This is a genomic window from Devosia sp. Soil_C_22 (genome assembly GCF_057657195.1).
Genome location: NZ_JBDGIY010000001.1, coordinates 429,293 through 449,912, shown reverse-complemented (window position 1 = coordinate 449,912; position 20,620 = coordinate 429,293). Strand labels below are relative to the sequence as shown.

The 20,620-nt window shown below is 67.3% G+C and carries 22 protein-coding genes; 13 read left to right on the top strand and 9 right to left on the bottom strand.

From position 1 onward, the window contains the following. Positions 1-196: 196 nt before the first annotated feature. From AC3A6I_RS02110 to AC3A6I_RS02060, 11 genes are all read left to right on the top strand, one after another. Positions 197-1,381 (top strand): cell surface protein, encoded by a 1,185-nt coding sequence (locus tag AC3A6I_RS02110; RefSeq protein ID WP_487541462.1) that lies wholly within the window; start codon positions 197-199, stop codon positions 1,379-1,381. Positions 1,382-1,413: 32 nt separating this feature from the next. Next, complete coding sequence (locus tag AC3A6I_RS02105; RefSeq protein ID WP_487541460.1) at positions 1,414-2,349, top strand: DUF6384 family protein; 936 nt, start codon at positions 1,414-1,416, stop codon at positions 2,347-2,349. Positions 2,350-2,356: 7 nt separating this feature from the next. Continuing rightward, positions 2,357-3,913: a hypothetical protein gene (locus AC3A6I_RS02100; protein ID WP_487541458.1), complete on the top strand. Its 1,557-nt coding sequence runs from the start codon at positions 2,357-2,359 to the stop codon at positions 3,911-3,913. 69 nt (positions 3,914-3,982) lie between these two features. After that, a complete protein-coding gene (locus tag AC3A6I_RS02095) occupies positions 3,983-4,483 on the top strand; it encodes a RidA family protein (RefSeq protein WP_487541456.1) in 501 nt (166 codons plus the stop codon). Then, a complete protein-coding gene (locus AC3A6I_RS02090) occupies positions 4,458-5,396 on the top strand; it encodes an NADP-dependent oxidoreductase (protein WP_487541455.1) in 939 nt (312 codons plus the stop codon). Before AC3A6I_RS02095 ends, AC3A6I_RS02090 begins: the two co-directional genes overlap by 26 nt. 334 nt (positions 5,397-5,730) lie before the next feature. Then, positions 5,731-5,832 (top strand): putative RiPP precursor, encoded by a 102-nt coding sequence (locus tag AC3A6I_RS02085; protein ID WP_487541453.1) that lies wholly within the window; start codon positions 5,731-5,733, stop codon positions 5,830-5,832. 4 nt (positions 5,833-5,836) lie between these two features. Beyond that, positions 5,837-5,944, top strand: coding sequence for a putative RiPP precursor (locus AC3A6I_RS02080; RefSeq protein ID WP_487541452.1), 108 nt, complete (start codon positions 5,837-5,839; stop codon positions 5,942-5,944). 67 nt (positions 5,945-6,011) lie between these two features. Further along, positions 6,012-6,281, top strand: coding sequence for a PqqD family protein (locus tag AC3A6I_RS02075; protein ID WP_487541451.1), 270 nt, complete (start codon positions 6,012-6,014; stop codon positions 6,279-6,281). Further along, positions 6,282-6,722: a lasso peptide biosynthesis B2 protein gene (locus tag AC3A6I_RS02070; RefSeq protein WP_487541449.1), complete on the top strand. Its 441-nt coding sequence runs from the start codon at positions 6,282-6,284 to the stop codon at positions 6,720-6,722. Further along, a complete protein-coding gene (locus AC3A6I_RS02065; protein WP_487541447.1) occupies positions 6,722-7,711 on the top strand; it encodes a hypothetical protein in 990 nt (329 codons plus the stop codon). The genes AC3A6I_RS02070 and AC3A6I_RS02065 overlap by 1 nt, the downstream gene beginning before the upstream one ends. Next, positions 7,708-8,652, top strand: a complete 945-nt coding sequence (locus AC3A6I_RS02060) for a nucleotidyltransferase family protein (RefSeq protein WP_487541446.1) — start codon at positions 7,708-7,710, stop codon at positions 8,650-8,652. The genes AC3A6I_RS02065 and AC3A6I_RS02060 overlap by 4 nt, the downstream gene beginning before the upstream one ends. 6 nt (positions 8,653-8,658) lie before the next feature. Here AC3A6I_RS02060 and AC3A6I_RS02055 read toward each other — a convergent pair whose 3' ends face one another. After that, a complete protein-coding gene (locus AC3A6I_RS02055; RefSeq protein WP_487541445.1) occupies positions 8,659-9,210 on the bottom strand; it encodes an AAA family ATPase in 552 nt (183 codons plus the stop codon). Positions 9,211-9,231: 21 nt separating this feature from the next. Continuing rightward, a complete protein-coding gene (locus tag AC3A6I_RS02050) occupies positions 9,232-9,801 on the bottom strand; it encodes a hypothetical protein (RefSeq protein ID WP_487541444.1) in 570 nt (189 codons plus the stop codon). A 104-nt stretch (positions 9,802-9,905) separates the two neighbouring features. Here AC3A6I_RS02050 and AC3A6I_RS02045 point away from each other — a divergent pair, with 104 nt between their 5' ends. Further along, a complete protein-coding gene (locus AC3A6I_RS02045; RefSeq protein WP_487541442.1) occupies positions 9,906-10,520 on the top strand; it encodes a nucleotidyltransferase family protein in 615 nt (204 codons plus the stop codon). Here the strand turns inward: AC3A6I_RS02045 and AC3A6I_RS02040 are convergent. The 5 genes from AC3A6I_RS02040 to AC3A6I_RS02020 all read right to left on the bottom strand — a co-directional run bounded on the left by AC3A6I_RS02040 (position 10,517) and on the right by AC3A6I_RS02020 (position 17,136). After that, positions 10,517-11,878, bottom strand: a complete 1,362-nt coding sequence (locus tag AC3A6I_RS02040; protein ID WP_487541441.1) for a metallophosphoesterase — start codon at positions 11,876-11,878, stop codon at positions 10,517-10,519. The genes AC3A6I_RS02045 and AC3A6I_RS02040 overlap by 4 nt on opposite strands. Before the next feature lie 109 nt (positions 11,879-11,987). Continuing rightward, entirely contained in the window at positions 11,988-13,802 is a 1,815-nt protein-coding gene (gene edd, locus AC3A6I_RS02035; RefSeq protein WP_487541439.1) for a phosphogluconate dehydratase, read from the bottom strand. 195 nt (positions 13,803-13,997) lie between these two features. Further along, positions 13,998-14,696, bottom strand: a complete 699-nt coding sequence (gene pgl / locus AC3A6I_RS02030; protein WP_487541438.1) for a 6-phosphogluconolactonase — start codon at positions 14,694-14,696, stop codon at positions 13,998-14,000. Next, positions 14,693-16,174: a glucose-6-phosphate dehydrogenase gene (gene zwf, locus AC3A6I_RS02025; RefSeq protein WP_487541436.1), complete on the bottom strand. Its 1,482-nt coding sequence runs from the start codon at positions 16,172-16,174 to the stop codon at positions 14,693-14,695. The genes pgl and zwf overlap by 4 nt, the downstream gene beginning before the upstream one ends. Positions 16,175-16,209: 35 nt before the next feature. Next, a complete protein-coding gene (locus AC3A6I_RS02020; protein ID WP_487541434.1) occupies positions 16,210-17,136 on the bottom strand; it encodes a glucosamine kinase nucleotide-binding domain-containing protein in 927 nt (308 codons plus the stop codon). A 230-nt stretch (positions 17,137-17,366) separates the two neighbouring features. Between AC3A6I_RS02020 and cobU the strand changes: the two genes are divergently transcribed. After that, positions 17,367-17,924 carry a bifunctional adenosylcobinamide kinase/adenosylcobinamide-phosphate guanylyltransferase gene (gene cobU / locus AC3A6I_RS02015; protein ID WP_487541432.1) on the top strand — a complete coding sequence of 186 codons (558 nt, stop codon included), beginning with the start codon at positions 17,367-17,369 and terminating at the stop codon, positions 17,922-17,924. A gap of 132 nt (positions 17,925-18,056) precedes the next feature. On the opposite strand, the gene cbiB is transcribed toward cobU, so the two are convergent. Both cbiB and AC3A6I_RS02005 read right to left on the bottom strand, forming a co-directional pair. Beyond that, entirely contained in the window at positions 18,057-19,010 is a 954-nt protein-coding gene (gene cbiB / locus AC3A6I_RS02010; RefSeq protein ID WP_487541430.1) for an adenosylcobinamide-phosphate synthase CbiB, read from the bottom strand. Positions 19,011-19,134: 124 nt separating this feature from the next. Next, the gene (locus AC3A6I_RS02005) at positions 19,135-20,583 is read right to left on the bottom strand and encodes a cobyric acid synthase (protein ID WP_487541428.1); all 1,449 of its coding nucleotides are present in this window, start codon (positions 20,581-20,583) and stop codon (positions 19,135-19,137) included. Between the last annotated feature and the right edge of the window lie 37 nt (positions 20,584-20,620).

Sequence of the window (20,620 nt, the reverse complement as noted above, 5' to 3'; positions counted from 1 at the left end):
GTGAAAGCTAGTGACTTGCGCCGGGAGGCACAATCGCGCAACGCCCGACAGAATGGCAGCGGCGGCCCTTTTTCGTGAGGCTTTTTCGCACCATATGCCGCAAAATAGACGACATCGGTTCACGCAATGTTGGCAAGTGTCACCGCAACCGGGAATCATGTCGTCCCAAGGTGACCAACACAGGGAAGAGCGTTCAATGGCCACTGAAGTTCTGGAAAAGCCGCTGCAGTATCTCGACAAGGCGATGAGCTCGATCAAGGAGCTCGGCATCTGGCCGGAGCAGCCGGCGGAACAGCCCATCACCGGGCTGCTCAACGAGATCACCGACCTCGACGAGAACAAGGTCATCCTGATCGGCCGGACGCTGACCCAGGCGAGCGCGTTCAACGAAGTGGTGCGCAGCCAGGTCGCCCAGATGAACGTGGGCGAGCGCTACGAAGAGATCACCAACGGCTTCAACTCGATCCGCGACGATGCCAAGAACATGGTCGACCAGCTCGACGACGGCAAGCTCGACCTGATGGAGCGCGTCTCGAACGTCTGGATGAAGGTGTCGCGCGGCGATATCGCGTCGCGCTTCGACAAGATCCGCAACGTCTATCTCGACGTGAGCAAGGAAACCAAGAACCAGGTCGATCGCGAGCACACCATCCTCGAGGCCTATCGCGACTTCCGCGGCGCGCTGAAGCAGGCCGAGGTGATGGCGCTCGAACTGCTCGATACCGCGACCGGCAAGCTCGACGAGAAGAAGGCGACGCTCAAGGCCGCCTCCGACTCCGTGGCGGCGTTCACCACCGGCACGCCGGCCGATCGCGCCAAGCTCGAGATGGATCGCGACGAGAAGCTGCGCGCGCTGCAGAACGAAGAGCGCCGCTACCAGATCACCAAGGATCTTTCGGACAACCTCACCATCTCCTACTCCACCTCGGAAGTGGTGATGGCGCGCCTGATGCAGACCACGCAGGCCAAGGAGCGCGTGTACCAGCAGGCGATTTCGTTCTTCTCGACCAACGAGACGGTGTTCACCGCGCTGTCGGCCTCGTTCACCGGCCTGTTCGGGCTGCATGAATCGACCGAGACGCTGAACGCCATGAAGGAAGGCATGTCCAAGAGCCTCGAGACGCTGAGCGAGATCGGCGACCAGGTGGGCGAAGCGGCGGTGCGCGCCGGCTATGGTCCGACCATCCGCGCCGACGCGGTCAAGAAGCTGGTCGACTCGGTGGTGAACTTCCAGGAGAAATCGCGCGTCATCATCAACGAGATGCGCGACGCGGCGACCAAGAACTCGGCCGAGATCCGCGACGCGGTGGAGGACGGCAAGCGCCGCCTGGCACAGCTCGCCAGCGAAGGTAACGCGCTGCTGCTCGAGACGAAGTCGTAAGCGGGAGTGCGGGACGCGAGGCGGGCTCCCAGATGAGCACGACGACAGCTGAAAAGGCGCCGCTCGACGAGGTGATGCTGGCAATGGACGTGGTCGACACGCTCCGCCACCGGCAGGATCTTGTCGAGCGCGAACTGGCCGGCGAGGACCGCGAGAAGCAGCTGATCGACAAGCTGCGCGAAATCTACCACCAGCAGGGCATCGAGGTGACCGATGCGGTGCTGATGGAGGGCGTGAAGGCCCTGCAGGAAAGCCGGTTCAGCTACAGCCCGCCCAAGCCGAGCTTCGGCGTGAGCCTCGCAAAGCTCTATGTGAGCCGCAAGAAGTGGGGGCCGGCGGCCCTCGCCATCGCGCTGGTGCTGGTGGTCGGGCTGGGCGGCTATTTCCTTGCCTACCGCCCGTTCCAGGCGGCACAGGCCGAGGCGGCCCGCGTGGAGCTCGCGGAAAAGCTCCCGGCGCAGATGGATGCGCTGTACCAGTCGATCTTCGAGGAAACCAAGGTCACGCAGGCGGCGACCGACGCCGAGACGATCCGGACGCGCGGGCATACCGCGGCGGCGGAAGGCGACCGGGCCGGGGCCGAGAAGGCGGTGGCCGACCTGACCGCGCTGCGCGACCAGTTGCGGCAGGAATACCAGCTCAGGATCGTCAACCGCGAGGGGCAGAAGACCGGATTCTGGACCTTTCCGGAGATCAACACGGCGGCGACCAACTATTATGTCGTGGTGGAGGCGCTGGACGACAGCGGCAAGGCGCTGACGCTGCCGATCACCAACGAGGAAAACGGGCAGACCGAGAATGTCGCGATCTGGGGCGTACGCGTGCCCGAGGCGACGTACCGTGCCGTGGAGGCCGACAAGCGCGATGACGGCATCCTGCAGCGCAACATCCTGGGCCTCAAGGAATACGGCTTCCTCGACGTCGACTACGTCATGCCGGTCCTGAACGGCGCGGTGACACGGTGGTGATGACGCAATGAGCCTGTCCGGACCCGAGGCCCTGCGTTCGCTCGACGACGCGCTGCGCGACATCCGCCGCGAGGAGGACGAGATCGCCAAGCGCCTGGCGCGTTCGGCCGAGCTCGTCACCAAGTTCAAGCAGACCGAAAGCGAGCTGCTGAAGCAGCTGGCGCAGGTGCGGCTCGACCCCGCCACGCAGGCAGCGCTGACCGGCCATCTCAGCCAGGCCGAAGTGAAAGCGCGCGACATGCTGAGCAGGCATGGCAGCGAGCTCGAGGCGACCGAGGGCGAGCTGAAGGCGCTCGACACGCAGATCGCGAGCCTCGCCAAGGAGCGCACCGAGGTCGCCGCGCAGGCGACGGCGGCGCGCAACGAACTGAAGGCGCTGGCCGACCGGATCGCGGCGGACGCGACGCAGAACCCCGAATATGTCGAGAAGCGCCGGGCGGCCGAGAACCTCGCGCAGGTGGCGGCGGAAAGCCTGCGCAAGACCGAGCAGGCCGAGGCCGACCGCGAGGAGAAGGGCAAGCCCTACCGCGACGATCCGCTGTTCATGTACCTGTGGGAGCGCGGCTTCGGCACCCGGAACTACCGGCACAACAACCTGATCCAGTATCTCGACAGCCTCGTCGCCGGCCTCGTCGGCTTCCCCGAGGCGCGGGTCAATTTCGCGACGCTGAACGAGATCCCGATGCGCCTGCGCGAGCATGCCGAGCGGCAGCAGCAGATCGCGGCGGCGGCCGACGACGAGGTCGAAAAGCTCGAGAAGGCGGCGGTGGACGCAGCCGGCGGCAAGCCGACGCGCGAGGCGATGGAGCGCGCCGACGCGCGCATCCAGGCGATCGACGCCGAGATGGTGGCGGCCGAGGACAAGCGCGACGAGCGCGCCCGGGCGCAGCGCGAGCTGGCGCAAGGAAGCGATCCGGCTTTCACCTCGGCGGTCGGCTCGCTGGCCGAGGCCCTCGGGCGCGAGGACATCAAGACGCTCTTGGCGCAGGCGCGCGCCACCGAGACCGGACAGGACGACACCATCGTCAAGCAGATCGACGAGTCGCGGCAACGGGCCGCCGAGGAAGACAGCGAGAGCCGCGACCAGCGCAGCCGGCTGAAGACGCTGGCGGCGCGGCGGCGCGAGCTCGAGGACATCCAGTACGAGTTCAAGAAGCAGGGTTTCGACAGCCCGCGCTCGACCTTCGGCGAGGACAAGCTGGTGGGCGACATGCTCACCGATTTCCTGCGCGGCACGATCACGGCCGCCGACTACTGGGGACAATGGCGGCGCAGCCAGAACTGGCAGGGCGGCGGCTATTCGGCGCCACGCCAGCAGCAGGCGCCCAACCCCTGGGGCGGCAGTTCGGGCGGCGGCTTTACCTGGCCGGATTCGAGCTTCGGCGGCGGCCGGCGCACCGGCAGTTCGGGCGGGTTCGGCGGCGGCTGGGGCCGACTGCCGGGCGGCGGTGGCGGCGGCTTCGGTGGTGGCGGCTCGAGTGGCGGCGGCGGGTTTTCGCGGCCGCGCACGGGCTCGAGCGGCAACCGCACCAGCGGCGGGTTCAAGACCGGCGGCGGGTTTTAGGCCCACTGCATTCAGCCGCGCTTCAGGACCGGTCCGCTATTGCGCGTCCCTGATCAAGGGAGGTCAAGGATGTCACGCACCATCGTCTCTTCGGGACTGCCAAAGGCGTCACCCTATTTCAGCCATGCGGTGAAGAGCGCCGGGCTGGTGTTCGTGTCGGGTACGGCGCCCTACTCGCCCGAGACCGGCAAGCTCGTGGGCGAGACGATCCAGGAGCAGACGGCGCAGGCGCTGCGCAACATCGCCGCCATCCTCGCGGCGGCAGGCACCAGCCTCGACAAAGCGGTGAGCGCGACGGTGATCCTCGCCGACGAAGACGACTTCGCCGCCATGAACGAGGAGTGGTTGCGCTGGTTTCCCGTCGACCCGCCCGCAGGGCGCGAAACTGCCGGTCCGTGTGCCCGGGCTCAGGATTTCGATCGCGCTGATCGCCGCAGTGTGACGAGGCCCTGTGCCTCATCACGTTGCTGCCGCCGAAGAATCGGAGCACCCCTGAGCGCCGGTCTCGAACGGGACCATCACAGAGGCGACGAGGAGATATCCCATGCGGGCGATCGTGGTGACGGATGAGGCCGCGGGCACGGCCGGGATGACGCTGGTAGAACGTCCGGAGCCGCAGGCAGCGATCAACGACGTACTGGTCGAGGTGCACGCTTCGGGTTTCGTGCCCACCGAGCTGGCATGGCCCTCGACCTGGACCGATCGCGTCAATCGCGACCGGACCCCATCGATCCCGGGGCACGAACTGGCCGGGGTGGTCACAAGCCTCGGTTACGGCACGACGGGGCTATCGGTGGGACAGCGGGTCTTCGGCCTCACGGACTGGCATCGCGACGGCACCCTGGCGGAGTATGCGGCGGTCGAGGCGCGCAACCTCGCGCCGCTGCCGGGAGACGTCGACTTCACGGTGGGCGCCAGCCTGCCGATCTCCGGCCTGACCGCGTGGCAGGGATTGTTTGATCACGGCCGCCTGCGAGCGGGGCAGAGCGTGCTCGTACATGGGGCCGCGGGGGCGGTCGGTTCCATGGTGACGCAACTCGCCCACGAGTTCGGGGCCTATGTCATCGGCACCGGACGCGCGGCCGACCGGCAGAAGACACTCGACTTCGAGGCGCAGGAGTTCGTCGATCTCGAGCACGACGTCCTCGAAGACGTCGGCAGCGTCGATCTGGTGTTCGACCTCATCGGCGGCGACATCGGCAAGCGATCGGCGGGCCTCCTCCGCGCCGGCGGAACGCTGGTGTCAGTCGTCGGACCAGTTGAGACCAGGCCGGCGAATTGCACGGCGGTCGACTTCGTCGTCGAGTCCGACCGGGCCCAGCTGGGCGAGATCGTTCAGCGCGTGCGGGACGGACGGCTACGCCCGAATATCGGGGCCGTCGCGTCCCTCGACGACGCTGTCGCCGCCTTCAACCCGACCGAGCGACGCACCGGGAAGACAATCATCGGCGTTCGTCCGACCGGTGGTAAAGCCGGGCGATAGACAGCGCCCTGGGTGACGGTCCGATATCAGAGGCATTCCTTGCGGCGGCTGATGCCTTCCAGGTCGCTCGGGCGGCGGCGCGCCGACTGCCAACGGAGATGTCGCCAGGCTGCCGTTTCTCGGCGAATGCCACAATTTGCCCCGTTCACATCCACGAAAACTGCATAGTACCGGCTGGCCTTGTCGCCGGATGTCCTGTTAGTATCAAAGGCATAGGGGAGATCAGCAAGACAGTAGACAGCCCCAACCGGCGTCGGGAAGCAGCGGAGGAGTTGTCCTCACGGCCTCGATGGCGACCGGTCATGTCGACTGGCTCGAATAATGGAGACCTATTTTGAGCAAGAAGCCTTATGCCAAACCCGTTCTGACCAAGCGTGAAAAGCTGTCGGCCGTGACTGCTGCATCCGACAGCAGCAAAGAAGCCCCTGAGACCTGACACAATGACGACCAATGAGCGCAGGCCTTACGCCAAGCCGACACTGGTGAAGCGCGAGAAGCTGTCGGCCGTCACGGCCGCGGATGCGTCCAGCGGCGCCCAGGTCGGCTGATCCCAGGAATCAGTTCTTGCACAATTCGAGCGGCCGGCCGGCCGCTCGATCTCTTTCGAGACCTACGATGGCAGATATCTACAGGCTGGCAGACGGCGCGACTTTCGAAACGGTCGACGACGGGGCCGTCATTCTCGTGTTCGGCAACGGCCAGCTTTATTCCTGCAACGACACTTCGGCAGCGTTCCTGAGCTTTCTCGATGGTCGGCGCAGCCTGGCCGAGGTGGCCGCATTGATGGCCGCCGAGTTCGACGCGCCCATCGAGGCGATCACGGGCGATCTCGGGGCTCTCGCCGACGAGATGGTGGCCGAGGGCATCATCGTGAGCGTGACGTGAATGCCGGCCCACCCGGCTGACACCGGCTGGACGCGGAGGTGGTTCCGCGCCCGCCTGTGGTGCGAGGCCCGCCTCGTCCCGCTACGGATAGCCGGCAAGACCCTCGACCAGATGCTTGCGATGTTCGAGCCGCGCGACAGCAGCGCGCTACCGCGCTTTCCGCTCGACTATGTCGGACGGTCCGTACATTGGGCCGTTCGGGCGCCGCTGCTGATGCGCAACCGTCGCTGCCTGCGCTCGGGCCTGCTCGGCTACGAGGTATTGCGCCAGGCCGGCTACGCACCGCAGCTGCATTTTTCGGTCGATCGCGGAGCCGCGAACTCCGTTCGGGTGGAAGCGCATTGCTGGGTATCGATCGACGGCCGCCCGGTGGTGAACGCGCCCAACGCCGGGCACGTCCTGCTGTTCAGCTACCCGCAACAGCAGCGGCCGGCCGGCTGATGGAGCGGTATCTCGACCTTCAGGGCGCGTCGCTCGGCATTTCGGCATCCGAGCCGGCGTTGCTCGACATGTACGCACGCCTGCTCGACGGCGTCAGCTTCACGACTCCGCCAGCGCCGGTCTGCTTCCAGCTGCAACTGGTGGTGGGCGAGCCGGACGCCATGCCGACGGGGGCCGCGCTTCTCTACGATGGCCCGGTGCTCGACGAGGGCCGTTGCGTCGTCGCCGATATCGACGGCGAACTCATGCAGCTGTTTCCGGGCAAGGCTTCGCTGCGGCTGTCCGCGCAGGACCGGCGCGCAACGCTGATCGTTGTGGCCGACGAGCGCCGCCGCGTGGCGATGAACCTCGGCATGATCGTGCTCGAAGCGGCGCTGCGGGCCTCGGGCCAGGTGCCCATGCACGCGGCGGGCCTGACCATCGGCGACCGGATCGTCATGGTGATCGGCCAGAGCGGCGCGGGCAAGACAACGACTGCGCTCGCGCTATGCGGCGCCGGCTTCAGCCTGTGCTCCGACGATCTCATGATCTGCCGCGCCGCTGGAGACGGCGTGACCGCCTGGGGGCTGCCGCGCAACCTGAAGGTGCACCGCCACTCGGCCGCCATGCTGCCGTGGACGGCGCCGCTGCTCGTCGGCGAGTGGAGCGATGAAGACGAAAAGTCGTTGCCCCTCGCTGCGCTGCGTGCCGCAGCGCGCGTGGAAGACAGCCGGCCCCGGCCGGTTGCCGCCATCGGCCTGCTCGAACGCACCGGCAGCAACCACAGCGCAATCGGCCGCATCGGACAGGCGGAGATGCTTGCGGCTCTCGCTGCCGATCACGTGCGCACCAGCCTGAGGGGCGTTATGCCCGGCCAGGCCAGCCGCCTCGGGGCGCTGGCAGCGATCCTGCGCCGCGTGCCGGTACACCGCATCATGGCCGGCGCCGATCCCACCGACCTGGGTCCGCTGCTGGCCCGCGCGTCAGCGCTGGCCGAGTTGCAGCAATGACGACGGCGTTGGAGATGAAGCTCTGCCGCCTGGCGGATCCCGAGCGCGCCGCCGTTCCGGTCGAGGCGCAGGAGGTGGACCAGATCCTCGAGCTGGCCGGGGCGCATGGCGTCATGGCAGTGGTGCTGCGCAAGCTGGGCGAGCGTGTCCCCGAGCCCCAGCGCTCGGCGCTGCGCGCCGAGGTGAATGAGCGGATCGGCCCCATGCTGCACCTGCGCACCATCTGGGCGCAGGTGAACGGGCTCGTCGCCGGCGGGCTGGCGGCGATGGTGGTCAAAGGTCCCGATCTCGCCGATGCGGTCTATCCCGCGCGCGCGGACCGGCCCTTCACCGATCTCGATATCGTCGCCGAGCCAGCGGCATATCCGGCACTGGCCGAACTGCTCGCCGCGCTCGGCTATCGTCTCCACATCAAGCGTGCCTTCGATCACACCGTTTCCAACCAGGAGCAGAAGTGGGTGCATCCCGACATCCCTTCGGTGCTGGTCGAGGTGCACGGCAATCTCGTGCATTACGCCGCGCTACGCCGGCGGGTCAGCTTCGGGTATGCGGAGCTGCAGCGCTGCGCGGTGGTGTCGCCCCAATTGATGCGCTTCTTCACCGTGGTCGTCCACGCCACGCTCGGCCACAAGCTGCACCAGCTCAAGATGCTGGTCGACGTGCTGCAGACGTTCCGCCGTCTCGGTGCAACGGACATCGCCGCGCTGCCGGCCATGTCGCGCGAGCTGCGGCTGACACTGGAGGCCGGCCTCTGCCTCGATCTCGTGGCACAGCTCTTCGACGTGCCGGCGGCTGCCGAGCTCGCCCGGCGCGTCGACCCGGCGCAACGCCCTTACCGCGGGCTCATCACGCCGCACACAGCCCTGGCCTTCCCGCACTCGCGCCTCGCCGTGGCGCGGCACCATCTGTTCCGGGCGTTCCAGTATCTCGTGCCGCGCTGAGCGGCGTCACAGGTCGACGACGGCCCGCTTCAGGGCTTCCGCGACGACGAGATCAGCGGTCTCGGCCGGCGTCAGGGCGCCGGAATCCAACCACCAGCCAACGTCGCCAATCTCGCGCCGCATGTTCGCGGCCGTGTGGGAAAAGTCGTAGCTGACCCGCTGGCGTTCCGGACGCGTCGCGTTGCGGTGCCGCGCGACGTCGAGGGGCGGGGCGAGGACAACCAGCATGAGCGGGCGCACCGACAGGCGTCCGGCGAGGAACTCCAGTTCCTCGCGCGTCTCCACCACGGTGTCGAGAACAGGCGTGAAGCCGGCCTCGGCAAAGTTGTTTGCGACCGAGCAGGCGTTGATCATGCGCAGCCGCAACTCGCGCTTGCCGTCAGCCCCGGGATTCCAGTTGCCGCCCGCGTCGAGCAGCTTCGCCTTCCCGTTGACCATCAGCTGCTGCATGACGTCTCCGTCGATGCGCGCCGAACGCTCCAGCCGCTCGGCAACTAGCCGCGATACGGTGGTCTTGCCCGCCCCGGGCGTACCGGTGACGATGAGGCATCCGTCCATGGAATGCGTGCCTTCCAACTGTTAACCCGAATGCCCGGCACAGGCCGGCACATCCTTGCCTGCACTCGCGGTGCTCAGCGGGATGTTGCTGAGGAAGGGCGCCAATCCCGTTGCGCCCGGCAGCGCGATCAGCGCGGAGACCATGGTCCGAGCGGGATCGAGCGCCCCGGTGCGGCAGAGGCCGGGGTCGAGCGAGATGGAGAGGTTGCCGGCGCCGGGCGGCAGGGTTCTCGCCCAGGCCTGGGCCTCGCGGATGGCCCGCTGGTCGGCATCGGAGAAGCCGAAGAGGTAATAGTTGCGGTTGTCGGCCGGCGGCGGCAGCGTGCCGGCGAGCTCGCCGGCATCGGCGGGAACGAGGGTCGCCTTGATGTGGCGCTCGCCGCTCGGACTCCTGGCATCGAAGGTGAGGGTCGAGCCGTCCGGAAGCGGCTCGAGGCTCTGCGGCAGGTCGAGGGCGATGAGCAGGCTCGCGACATCATCGTTGAGATAGTCGAGCCCGCGCAGCTTGCTGGCCGTGCCCATGGGAATGGACGAGCAGGCGGCAAGGGTCAGAGCCGAGGCGAGCGCGCCGAGCCGCAAACCGATCCGCATGGCAAACCTCCCGAGTCGCATCCCCTACGGTCAAGCGGTAGCGCGAGTTGGCTTCGGGCGCAAAGCCGCTTTCGGACGAGGCGGAATCGGCGCAGCGTCATGCCATGAGCGTGCATCTGAAATATGCGGGCCGGCCGGTGGCCGAGCAGGCGGCGGCGATCGAGCGGTTCATCCGCGACGAGCCGGTGCTGATGGAGGTGCTGGAGGGGCTGCGCGCCGACGGGCTGCCGGACCAGCTGCTGGTGGCCGGCGCGATCTACAACCTCGTGTGGAACCGGCTGACGGGACGCCCGGCGCTTTCGGGCATCAACGATATCGACGTGTTCTACTTCGATCCCGACACCAGCTGGGAGGCCGAGGATGCGGTGATCCGGCGACTGACGGAGCGGTTCGCGCATCTGCCGCTGCCGGTGCAGGCGCGCAACCAGGCGCGGGTACACCTGTGGTTCGGGCAGAAGTTCGGGGTTACCGACTTCGCGCCACTGACCTCGGCCGGCGAGATGCTGGGGCGTTACGCGTCCAAGACGCATGCGGTCGGGGCACGGCTCGAGGCCGACGGGCAAATGACGGTGCTGGCGCCATTCGGGCTCGACGACATTTTTGCCTTCCGGATCGTGCCCAACCCGGTGCTGCCCAACCGGGCGGCACACGAGGCCAAGGCCGCGCGGGCGAAATCGGTGTGGCCGGAGATTACGGTGGTGCCCTGGCCGGGTGCCTAGTTCAGCGCTTTCAGGACCGTGCCCTTCACCGGCACGGTCGGGGTCACTTCGGTGAAGGCGAGGTCCTCGCGGCCGAAATAGGACTTCTGGTTTGTCGCCGACCAGTCGTTGGTGACGAGCTTGTAGATCGGCTTGTCGGCCAGTTCCAGCGGCGAGGCATAGAGGAAATCGCCGGTGCGGGCGGCAAGCGGGATGTCGCCATCCTGGTTGGTGATGGCGAGGATCTGGTCGAGGGTGGCGCGATCCACCTCGGTGGTGACGAGCTTGCCATCGAAGCGGACGACGGAATCGAACACGAACCTGGTCACCTCGCCCGAGGGCAGGCCAGTGCCGAAGGTGGTGTGGCCGATGAAGCCGACATCGGCGCCGGTGGCGGTCGCAAGCGCGGCGGCGGCGAAGCGGGCGCTCTCGCCCAGGCGCTGCGCCCTGGAGCTGATGCCGACGACGGCAAGCTCCTCGGCGGTGAGATGCTCGGCGAAGGTCGAAGCGACCAGCGCGGCCAGCTCCTCGTCGGCCGCGCCATCGAGCGCGACGTTGACCTGCCGGAGGGACAGGGCGCGATCGGCGGCGATGTCGACCACGGTGAACAGGCTGCTCCACGAGCCGGTGTGGAGGTAGCGGGTCGCGCCCTCGGCATGCTCGAGGATCAGGTGGTCGTGGCCGCCGATCAACAGGCTGCCATCGGCGAGCAACGGCAGTATGCCACGATCGGCGACGACGCCGGCATGGCTGAGGACGACGTGGAGGCTCCCTGCGGGCAGGCTGGCCTCGAGGTTGGCGCTAGCCCATTCGACCGGATCGGGGATGTTCAGCAGATCGCGCGAGGGCTTGGGATAGGTGTTGATGGCGGGCGTGGCGAGGCCGACCAGCGCCACCGGGACGCTGCCCAGATCGAGCTGGAAGCCGGGCTGGGTGTAGAGCGCGCCGGTGCGGGTGTCGGTGATGTTGCTCACCACGGTGACGCCGGCCTTGCGCGCGCGGACAATGACCTCGGCGAGATCGGTGATCAGGTCGGGTTCGTGGTTGCCGATGTTGACGATGGTCGGCGCCAGCCGGCTCAGCTTCTCGAGCAGCCGCCAGTCGACCGCACCGGCCGAGCGGGTGGCGACGACATTGCCGAGCTCGAATACGTCGCCATTGATGAGGATCGCGGCCGGTGCCGGATTGGCGGCAATCTCGGCGGCGACGGCAGCGAGCAGCTGGGCGCTGCGCTCATAGGCCGAGTGAAGATCGGAAAGGACGATCAGCCGCGCGGCAGGGGCGGACTGGGCGAAGGCCGGCGCGCCGAGCAGCGGCAGCACGGCAGTGGAGGCGAGCAGCTGCAGGAGGTGGCGGCGGGAAAGGGAAGTGAGCGACATGGCGAGCCCCGATGCGGTTGGATGCATCTGGGGTAGCGCGCGGTTGAGACGAGATGGTGACAACGAGTGGTTCCCCATCCTCTCCCGCGCTGTGGGCGAGGATCGCGCCTCAGCCGAACACGCTCGCACCGCGATCCGCCGTGCCCACCAGCGCGCGGAAGCCGGCGAACAGTTCGCGGCCCATGCCGTAGTGCTCGCGCCGCAGGTCCTCGGTGGCCGGGGTGCGGGAGAAGAACTCGCGTTCGTCGCCGAGGAAGGTGAGTGTGCCCTCGTTGGCATCGAGGCGGATCAGGTCACCGTCGCGGATCTTGGCAATCGCGCCGCCATCCGAAGCTTCCGGGGTCATGTGGATGGCGGCCGGGATCTTGCCCGAGGCGCCGGACATGCGGCCGTCGGTGACCAGCGCCACCTTGTGGCCGCGATCCTGCAAAATGCCGAGCTGCGGGGTGAGCTTGTGCAGCTCCGGCATGCCGACCGATTTCGGGCCCTGGAAGCGCACCACGGCGATGACGTCGCCGTTGAGCTCACCGTTCTTGAACGCGGCCTGCAGCCCATCCTGGGTGTGGAAGACGCGGGCGCGGGCTTCGATGACGCGGTTCTCCGGCTTCACCGCCGAAACCTTGATCACCGACTTGCCGAGATTGCCCGACAGCACCTTCAGCCCGCCATTCTGGCTGAACGCATCCTTGACCGGAGCGAGCACTTTCGGCGCGCCCGACACCGCCGGCGCGGGCTCGAAGCTGAGCTTGTCCTCGAGGAGCTTCGCCTCGACCGTGTAGCCCGAGAGCCCCTGCCCCCAGACCGTCTTGACCTCTTCGTGCAGGTAGCCGGCTTCGAGCAGTTCGCGGATCAGGAAGCCCATGCCGCCTGCAGCGTGGAAGTGGTTCACGTCGGCGATGCCGTTGGGATAGACGCGGGCGAGCAGCGGCACGGCGGCCGAGAGCTCGGACATGTCCTCCCAGGTGATCTGCAGGCCCGCCGCCGCGGCGATGGCGACGAGGTGCATGGTGTGGTTGGTCGAGCCGCCCGTGGCGAGGAGGCCCACCATGCCGTTGACGATGGCGCGCTCGTCGACGATGTGGCCGATGGGGGTATAGTCGTTGCCCTCGGCGCTGAGCGACAACGCGCGCTTGGTCGCCTCGCGGGTCAGCGCCTCGCGCAGCGGCGTGTTGGGGTTGACGAAGCTCGCGCCCGGCAGATGCAGGCCCATGATCTCCATGAGCATCTGGTTGGAGTTCGCCGTGCCGTAGAAGGTGCAGGTGCCGGCCGAGTGGTAGGACTTGGCCTCGCTTTCGAGCAGTTCGGCGCGGCCGACCTTGCCTTCGGCATAGAGCTGGCGGACCTTGGCCTTCTCATCGTTGGAAATGCCGGTGGGCATCGGGCCGGCGGGCACGAACACGGCGGGCAGGTGCCCGAAGGCGAGCGCGCCGATCATCAGGCCGGGGACGATCTTGTCGCAGATGCCTAGATAGACGGCGGCATCGAACATGTTGTGGCTGAGCGCGATGGCCGTCGACATGGCGATGACGTCGCGGCTGAACAGCGACAGGTCCATGCCCGGCTGGCCCTGGGTCACGCCATCGCACATGGCGGGCACGCCGCCCGCAACCTGGGCGGTGGCGCCGATCTGGCGGGCGGCATCCTTGATGATGTCGGGATAGACGCCATAGGGCTGATGGGCGCTCAGCATGTCGTTGTAGGAGGTGACGATGCCGAGGTTGAGCGTCCTGGTGCCGGCGAGCCTGGCCTTGTCGGCCGGCGAGCAGGCGGCGAAGCCGTGGGCGAGGTTGCCGCAGGCGAGGCCGGCGCGATGCACGCCCTGGACGCGGGCGCCCTCGAGGCGATCGAGATAATCGCGTCGCGTACCGGCGCTCCGCGCCGCAATACGGTCGGTGACGTCCTGAACGGCCTTAACGACAGACATTTTTGGCTCCTATGGGGCGGAAACCCAGCGGTCGCTTCAGCTAGAGCGCGGTTTTGATCATCCCACCGGCTGTCATCCCTGCGAAAGCAGGGATCCAACTCACGGCTGGCGCTGGCGGAGGCTTGGATCCCTGCTTTCGCAGGGATGACACTCAGTGGCCAACGATCGATCGGCTTCAACACTCAAGAAAACGGCTCACGGGCTCCAGAAAATCGTCAACGGGGTCTGGGTCTGCCGCAGCACGGCGCGGATGGGCATGTCCTCGATGGGACCGTCCTCACCGGCCTTGTCCAGCGTCGCCAGCTTCTCCTCCCCCTCGATATGCAAATAGAGCCCGGCCGTATCGAGCAGACGCGGCAGGGTCAGCGTCACGCGGGGCTCCCCTGCCCCCGGCGCGCGGATGGCGATGGCGGGTCCCTCGCCCGTCAGCGCCGCTGCGAGATTGTCGCCGCCTGGAAAGAACGAGGCGGTGTGGCCGTCATTACCCATGCCGAGGATGACCGCGTCGAACGGGGTGGGCAGGGCCCGGATGGCCATGTTGGTGTGGGCGATGGCGGCGTCGGTCGGCTCATCGCCGCCCGACCAGAGCGGCACGAAATGCGCGGTGGCGGCAGGGCCCTGCAGCAGCTTCTCGTTGACCAGCCCGGCATTGGAGCGCGGCGAGACTTCCGACACCCAGCGCTCATCGACGAGCGTGACGGTCACCTTGTCCCACTCGATGTCCTTGCGGCGTCCGAGCACGGCAAAGAACCGGCCGGGCGTCGAACCGCCCGAGACCGCCAGAACGGCGCGGCCACGATTGGCGATGCCGTCATTGAGGTGTTCGGCAACCGTCTCGGCCAGCGCGACCGCGAGGTCTTCCTTGGTGCCGAAGCTGCGCCTTGTCCCGCTCAATGGCCATCCTCATGCCAGGTGCGGCCGTCGCGCTCGATCAGCGCGATGGCGCCGGTGGGGCCCCAGGTGCCGGCCGTGTAGGGCTGCGGGGCATCGGAGGCAGCGTCCCAGCCATTGCGGATGGGATCGACCCACGACCAGGCGGCCTCGAGCTCGTCGCGGCGCATGAACAGGGTCTGCTGGCCGCGGATGACGTCGAGCAGCAGGCGCTCATAAGCCTCCGGCGTGCGCTCGTGGAAGGCTTCGGCGAAGCTCAGGTTCAGCGGCACCTCGCGCAGGCGCATGCCGCCCGGGCCCGGGTCCTTGATCATCAGGAACAGCTTCACGCCCTCGTCGGGCTGGATGCGGATGACCAGCCGGTTCGGCTTGGGGGCGCCCTCGGCGTGATCGAACATCGAGTGCGGGATGTTGCGGAACTGGATGACGATCTCGGAGGCGCGATTGGGCAGGCGCTTGCCGGTGCGGATGTAGAAGGGCACACCCGACCAGCGCCAGTTCTCGATCTCGGCCTTGATGGCGACGAAGGTCTCGGTACGCGAGCCCTTCTTTTCTTCCGGCAGCTCGTCCTGGTAGCTGGCGACGGTGCCGCCTTCGACCGACCCGCCGCGATACTGGCCGCGCACGGTCGAGCGCGCGACATCGGGCCCGACGATCGGCTTCAGCGACCGGAGCACCTTCAGCTTTTCGTCGCGCAGCGCATTGGCGTCGTCGGAGGCCGGCGGCTCCATGGCGACGAGGCAGAGCAGCTGGATGATGTGGTTCTGCACCATGTCGCGCAGCGCGCCGGACTCGTCATAGTACCCGCGCGTGCCGGCGCCGACCGACTCCGACACCGTGATCTGCACGTGGTCGATGTGGCTGGCGTTCCAGATCGGCTCGAACAGGATGTTGGCAAAGCGCAGGGCGAGCAGGTTCTGCACCGTCTCTTTGCCGAGATAATGGTCGATGCGATAGACCTGATCTTCCTTGAAGATGCGGCTCACTTCGTCGTTGATGGCCATGGACGAGGCGAGGTCGTGGCCGAGCGGCTTTTCGATGACCACGCGGGCGTCGCGCCGGTAATAGCCCTTCTTGGCGATGTACTCGCAGGTCGGTCCGAACAGGTCGGGGGCGATGGCGAGATAGAAGGCGCGCACCACCTTGGGATCGTCGCGCAGGTTCTTGCTGAGATCGCCCCAGTTGGCCTCGTCGGTCACGTCGTTGGCGACATACGAGAAGGCGCCGACGAAACGATCGATGGTCTTTTTGTCCTGGTAGGACTTTTCGACGAAGGCCTCGATCGACTCGCGGGCGAGCTTCTGGAAATCGGCGTCCGACAGCTTCGAGCGCGACACGCCGATGATGCGGCTGTGTTCGTCGAACTGGCCGTCCTTGAAGCGGTGGTAGAGAGCGGGGATGAGCTTGCGCTTGGTGAGGTCGCCCGTCGCGCCGAACACCACGTAGTCGAACGGCTGGACCGGGATGATACGGCTGGACACTCTTCCAAGACTCCTGTCGTGATAAGTCATTGTACTCAGGTAAAATTCTGCTTGGCGAGGATAACGGCGCCGTGGAGCGGCTCATCGACCGGACGGACGATGAAATCGCCGTAGCGTTCCATCATGAGGGGATAGAGGCGAGTACCGAAGCCGCCGACGGCGGCCATGCGGGTGACGCCGCGCGCCTTGAACCATCGGACATAGCTGTCGATGTAGCCCAGCTGGATGTCCATGAGCTTCTTGGCGACCAGATCGCCCTGCTCGTAGTGGTCGAAGAACAGCGGGATCAGGGCGCCGAACTCGGCCGGGGCGCGACCCAGCAGCGTCGAGGGTGCGCCGTTGCCGGCGGGCATGGGGCCGCGCGGGTCCTTGGGGAAGGACCAGTCCATCACCGCATCGACGGTGCCGCCGAGCTTGGCGATCACCGCATGGGTGAGCGGGGAGCCCTCAACGAGGCCATCCGCCGCTTCAACCGCATAGCGCACGAGTTCGCGACCGAGGATCGCGCCACTCATCTGGTCGCCGATCTGGAAACCCCAGCCACCGCACTGGTGGCGCTGGCCATCGACCATGGCGAGGGCGGCCGAACCGGTGCCGACGATGATCACCGCGCCATCTTCACCGCCATGGGCGCCGGCACGGGCGATGTCGATATCGTCGTAGACCTTGACGCCGGCGAAGGGCCAGGAGCGCTTCTCGAAGGCCTCGCGGGCCGAAGGCAGCCGGCCGCCGGCCATGCCGAAACAGGCAAAGGTGCTGGCGGTTTCCGCATAGTCGATGCCGGCTTTCGCGAACGCTTCCTTGGTGCCCTCCATGATCGAGCGATAGGCCGGCTCGCCGGCTTCGATCTGCAGGTTGGAACGACCACCGGCCGCATCGGCCAGGGTGTTCAGGTTCTCGTCGGCGAGGCGGATGCGGCAGTTGGTTCCGCCACCATCCACCCCGAGATAGTACCTAGGCACGGAACGCGGTCTCCCCCGGGAATTGGCATGAAACACCCGGGTGGCCCCCCGAGTCCGGCGCGGACCATAATGCCAAAGGGTTTCGTACGAAAGTACAATAAGCGCCCAGTTGCGCCGGGAAAGCCTGCCTGTTGCATGGCAAGCATGCGCCAGATTGCCGGCGTAAAACGGATCGAATGCACCGGCCGGGCATTTTGCGGTAGAACACCGCGTCGCGGGAGGGTTTTGCAATGGGTCACATACTGGTGCTGGGCGGCGCCCGCTCGGGCAAGACGAGCCTCGCCGAGCGGATCGCCATGCGGGTGGGTGACAAGCCCGCCTACCTCGCCACGGCCGAGGCGCTGGACGACGAGATGCGCGAGCGGGTGCGCACCCACCAGCAGCAGCGCGCCAAGACTTTTGCGACACTCGAGGAGCCGTTGAATTTGAGCGCGGCCATCATCCGGGCCGCCAAGGCGCATGACGCGATCCTCGTCGACTGCCTGACACTGTGGATCACCAACATGATCGTCGCCAACCAGAACGTGGCCGGCGCCGTCGACGAGCTGATCGAGACGCTGAATGCGACGACGACTTCGCGGGTGATCCTCGTCACCAACGAGGTGGGGCTGGGCATCGTGCCGGACAACGCCATGGCCCGCATGTTCCGCGACCTCGCCGGCTCGGCCCACCAGCGCATCGCCGAAATCTGCGAGGACGTGTATTTCGTGGTCGCCGGGCTGCCGATGGTGCTGAAGGGCGCGGCGCCCGAACCGGAGGTGGTGAGCCGGCGGGTGCACGAGGCTTAGACCCCTCACCCGTCTCGGCCTTCGGCCGATCCACCCTCTCCCCGACGGGGAGAGGAATGGTGCCCTGCACCGAGGCCTCGGAATTCTTCTCCCCGTCGGGGAGAAGGTGGCGCGTAGCGCCGGATGAGGGGTTTAGACCACCATCCACACAGCGACCGCGATGACCGCAGTGGCTGCGAGCACGAGGTTCAGCACGGCCCGATAGAGCCTCAGCGCCCGGTCGATGTCGTCCGGACCCAAGTCGGTGCGGCCGGCGCCGAAGCTCGGCAGATCGACCAACTCGCCATCATAGGACCGTGGCCCACCCAGCGCGAAGCCCAATGCGCCGGCGAAAGCGGCTTCGGGCCAGCCGGCATTCGGGCTCTCATGCTTCTTCGCGTCGCGCCACGCCGTCACCAGAGCGGCGCTGTGATCGCCGCCCGGAAAATAGCGAGCGGCTCCGGCGATGAACAATGCCGAGAGGCGCGCCGGGACGAGGTTGACGAGATCGTCGAAGCGGGCAGCGGCCCAGCCATAGTCGAGATGCCGCTCGGTCTTGTGGCCGATCATGGAGTCGGCGGTGTTGGCCGCCTTGTAGAGCGCGATGCCGGGGAGCCCGAGCAGCACCAGCCAGAATAGCGGGGCAATCACGGCGTCGGAGGTCGACTCGGCGAGGCTCTCGATCGCGGCGCGCGAGACACCCGCCTCATCCAGCGCTTCGGGATCACGGCCGACGATGTGGCTGACGGCAGCGCGGCCCTCGACCAACGAACGACGCAGCGCGGCGGAGACCTGCGCCACAGCATCGCCGAGGGATTTTTGCGCAAGCAGGCTCGACGCCAGCAGGGTTTCGATAAGCCAGCCGAACGGGAGTTGGCGGCACAGCCACGTGATCGCTCCGGCGACGAGGCCCACGACGGCGAGCAGCAGGAGTTGCGCGACAACACCCTTCGCGCGGCGGTTGTCTCCGCGGTTCAGCTCCGTATCGAGACGGCCGATCAGCGCCCCCATCCACATCACCGGATGGCCGACGCGGCGCACCAGCGCGTCGGGGTAGCCGACGAGGCGCTCGACGATCAGGGCGAGGGGCGGAACGAGGGCGTGCATCAGGAGCTCCCCTCCCCCTTGCGGGGAGGGGTGGGGGGTGGGGGTCCATCGGTGGTCCCAGCCCTACCCCCTCCCTCGATCCCTCCCCGCAAGGGGGAGGGAGGTGCAGAGCTCCGAGCGCAGGTCATCGCGCCAGCCCCAGCAACACATCCAGATCGAGATGCCGTTCGAGGTGCGCCGCCAGCGCATCGAGCGTGGCCTCGATCTCGTGCTCGTAGGCGAGGGTCGAGCCCTCGGCTGCCTTGCCGAGGAAGTTGCGGCGGAACGCGTCGGCGGCAAACAGCCCGTGCAGATAGGTGCCCATCACCGTGCCATCGGGGCTCACCGCGCCATCGGCTTCGTTGCCGACGCGGGCGAACGGATGATCGAGGCCCCGCCCCGTCGTCACCCCCATATGCATGTGGTAGCCGGTGAGCGGGTCGCCGGTGAGTGCGCTCGTGGCCTGCTCGACCCGCAGTTCCTTCACCGGGCTGAGGACCGTCGCCACATCCAGCAGCCCGAGACCCGCGGAAGTTCCAGCAGGGCCCTCGACGCCATCGCGGTCGAACACGGTGGTGCCGAGCATCTGGTAGCCGCCGCAGATGCCGAGCACTTTCGTGCCGGTGCGGTGCTGGGCGAGAATATCGATATCCCAGCCCTGCTCGCGTAGCGCCCGCAGGTCGGCGCGGGTGGATTTGCTGCCCGGCAGGATGATGAGGTCGGCCGGCGGCAGCGGACGGCCGGGCTCGGCGAGGGTCACCGTGACGCCGGATGCGAGCCGCAGCGGATCGAGATCGTCGAAATTGGCAATGCGCGGCAGGCGCGGCACGACGATGCGATACTCGCCCTGCGTGCGGGCCGGCGCCTCGAGTGCGAGCACATCCTCGGCGGGCAGCTTGCCGGCATCGGCGAACCACGGGATCGGACCGAGGCATGGCACATTTGTGCGTTCGGCAATGAATTGCTTGCCGTTGTCAAATAATTCCGGATCGCCCTGGAACTTGTTCACCAGCGTCGCAACGATAAGCGCCGCATCGGCAGGATCAATCGCCGCGAATGTTCCCACCAGCGCCGCGATCACCCCTCCGCGCTGAATGTCGCCCACCAGCACCACCGGCGCGTCAGCGGCACGGGCAAAGCCGAAATTTGCAATATCACCGGGACGCAGGTTCACCTCCGACGCGCTCCCCGCCCCCTCGACCAGCACCAGATCGGCATCGGCGGCCAGCTCGCTGTGCGCCAACAGGACTGCTGGCAGAAGTTCATGTCTTTTCGCCCAGTAGTCCCGGGCTTTGTACGAACCAACCCGTGCACCCCGCAGGACCAATTGCGAGCCCATCTCGCCTTCCGGTTTCAGCAGCACCGGGTTCATCGCCGTCACCGGCTCGCGCCGCGCCGCCCGCGCCTGCAGCGCCTGCGCCCGCCCAATCTCGCCGCCATCGGCCGTGACAGCGGCGTTGTTCGACATGTTCTGCGGCTTGAACGGCGCCACCCGCAGCCCGCGATTGGCATAGGCACGGGCCAGCCCCGCCACCAGCAGCGACTTGCCGACATCGGAGCCGGTGCCCATGAACATGATCGATTTGGCGGTCATTCTTGGCGTTGTAGCGAGCAGCGCGCCGATCCGATAG

What these genes read in the sequence shown, in the direction of transcription:
- AC3A6I_RS02080 (WP_487541452.1), top strand. Translation starts at nt 5,837, where the DNA reads ATGACGACCAATGAGCGCAGGCCTTACGCCAAGCCGACACTGGTGAAG.
- AC3A6I_RS02100 (WP_487541458.1), top strand. Translation starts at nt 2,357, where the DNA reads ATGAGCCTGTCCGGACCCGAGGCCCTGCGTTCGCTCGACGACGCGCTG.
- AC3A6I_RS02095 (WP_487541456.1), top strand. Translation starts at nt 3,983, where the DNA reads ATGTCACGCACCATCGTCTCTTCGGGACTGCCAAAGGCGTCACCCTAT.
- AC3A6I_RS02075 (WP_487541451.1), top strand. Translation starts at nt 6,012, where the DNA reads ATGGCAGATATCTACAGGCTGGCAGACGGCGCGACTTTCGAAACGGTC.
- AC3A6I_RS02065 (WP_487541447.1), top strand. Translation starts at nt 6,722, where the DNA reads ATGGAGCGGTATCTCGACCTTCAGGGCGCGTCGCTCGGCATTTCGGCA.
- edd (WP_487541439.1), bottom strand. Translation starts at nt 13,802, where the DNA reads ATGTCTGTCGTTAAGGCCGTTCAGGACGTCACCGACCGTATTGCGGCG.
- AC3A6I_RS02105 (WP_487541460.1), top strand. Translation starts at nt 1,414, where the DNA reads ATGAGCACGACGACAGCTGAAAAGGCGCCGCTCGACGAGGTGATGCTG.
- AC3A6I_RS02090 (WP_487541455.1), top strand. Translation starts at nt 4,458, where the DNA reads ATGCGGGCGATCGTGGTGACGGATGAGGCCGCGGGCACGGCCGGGATG.
- AC3A6I_RS02040 (WP_487541441.1), bottom strand. Translation starts at nt 11,878, where the DNA reads ATGTCGCTCACTTCCCTTTCCCGCCGCCACCTCCTGCAGCTGCTCGCC.
- AC3A6I_RS02005 (WP_487541428.1), bottom strand. Translation starts at nt 20,583, where the DNA reads ATGACCGCCAAATCGATCATGTTCATGGGCACCGGCTCCGATGTCGGC.
- AC3A6I_RS02055 (WP_487541445.1), bottom strand. Translation starts at nt 9,210, where the DNA reads ATGGACGGATGCCTCATCGTCACCGGTACGCCCGGGGCGGGCAAGACC.
- AC3A6I_RS02070 (WP_487541449.1), top strand. Translation starts at nt 6,282, where the DNA reads ATGCCGGCCCACCCGGCTGACACCGGCTGGACGCGGAGGTGGTTCCGC.
- cbiB (WP_487541430.1), bottom strand. Translation starts at nt 19,010, where the DNA reads ATGCACGCCCTCGTTCCGCCCCTCGCCCTGATCGTCGAGCGCCTCGTC.
- AC3A6I_RS02110 (WP_487541462.1), top strand. Translation starts at nt 197, where the DNA reads ATGGCCACTGAAGTTCTGGAAAAGCCGCTGCAGTATCTCGACAAGGCG.
- cobU (WP_487541432.1), top strand. Translation starts at nt 17,367, where the DNA reads ATGGGTCACATACTGGTGCTGGGCGGCGCCCGCTCGGGCAAGACGAGC.
- AC3A6I_RS02060 (WP_487541446.1), top strand. Translation starts at nt 7,708, where the DNA reads ATGACGACGGCGTTGGAGATGAAGCTCTGCCGCCTGGCGGATCCCGAG.
- AC3A6I_RS02050 (WP_487541444.1), bottom strand. Translation starts at nt 9,801, where the DNA reads ATGCGGATCGGTTTGCGGCTCGGCGCGCTCGCCTCGGCTCTGACCCTT.
- AC3A6I_RS02045 (WP_487541442.1), top strand. Translation starts at nt 9,906, where the DNA reads ATGAGCGTGCATCTGAAATATGCGGGCCGGCCGGTGGCCGAGCAGGCG.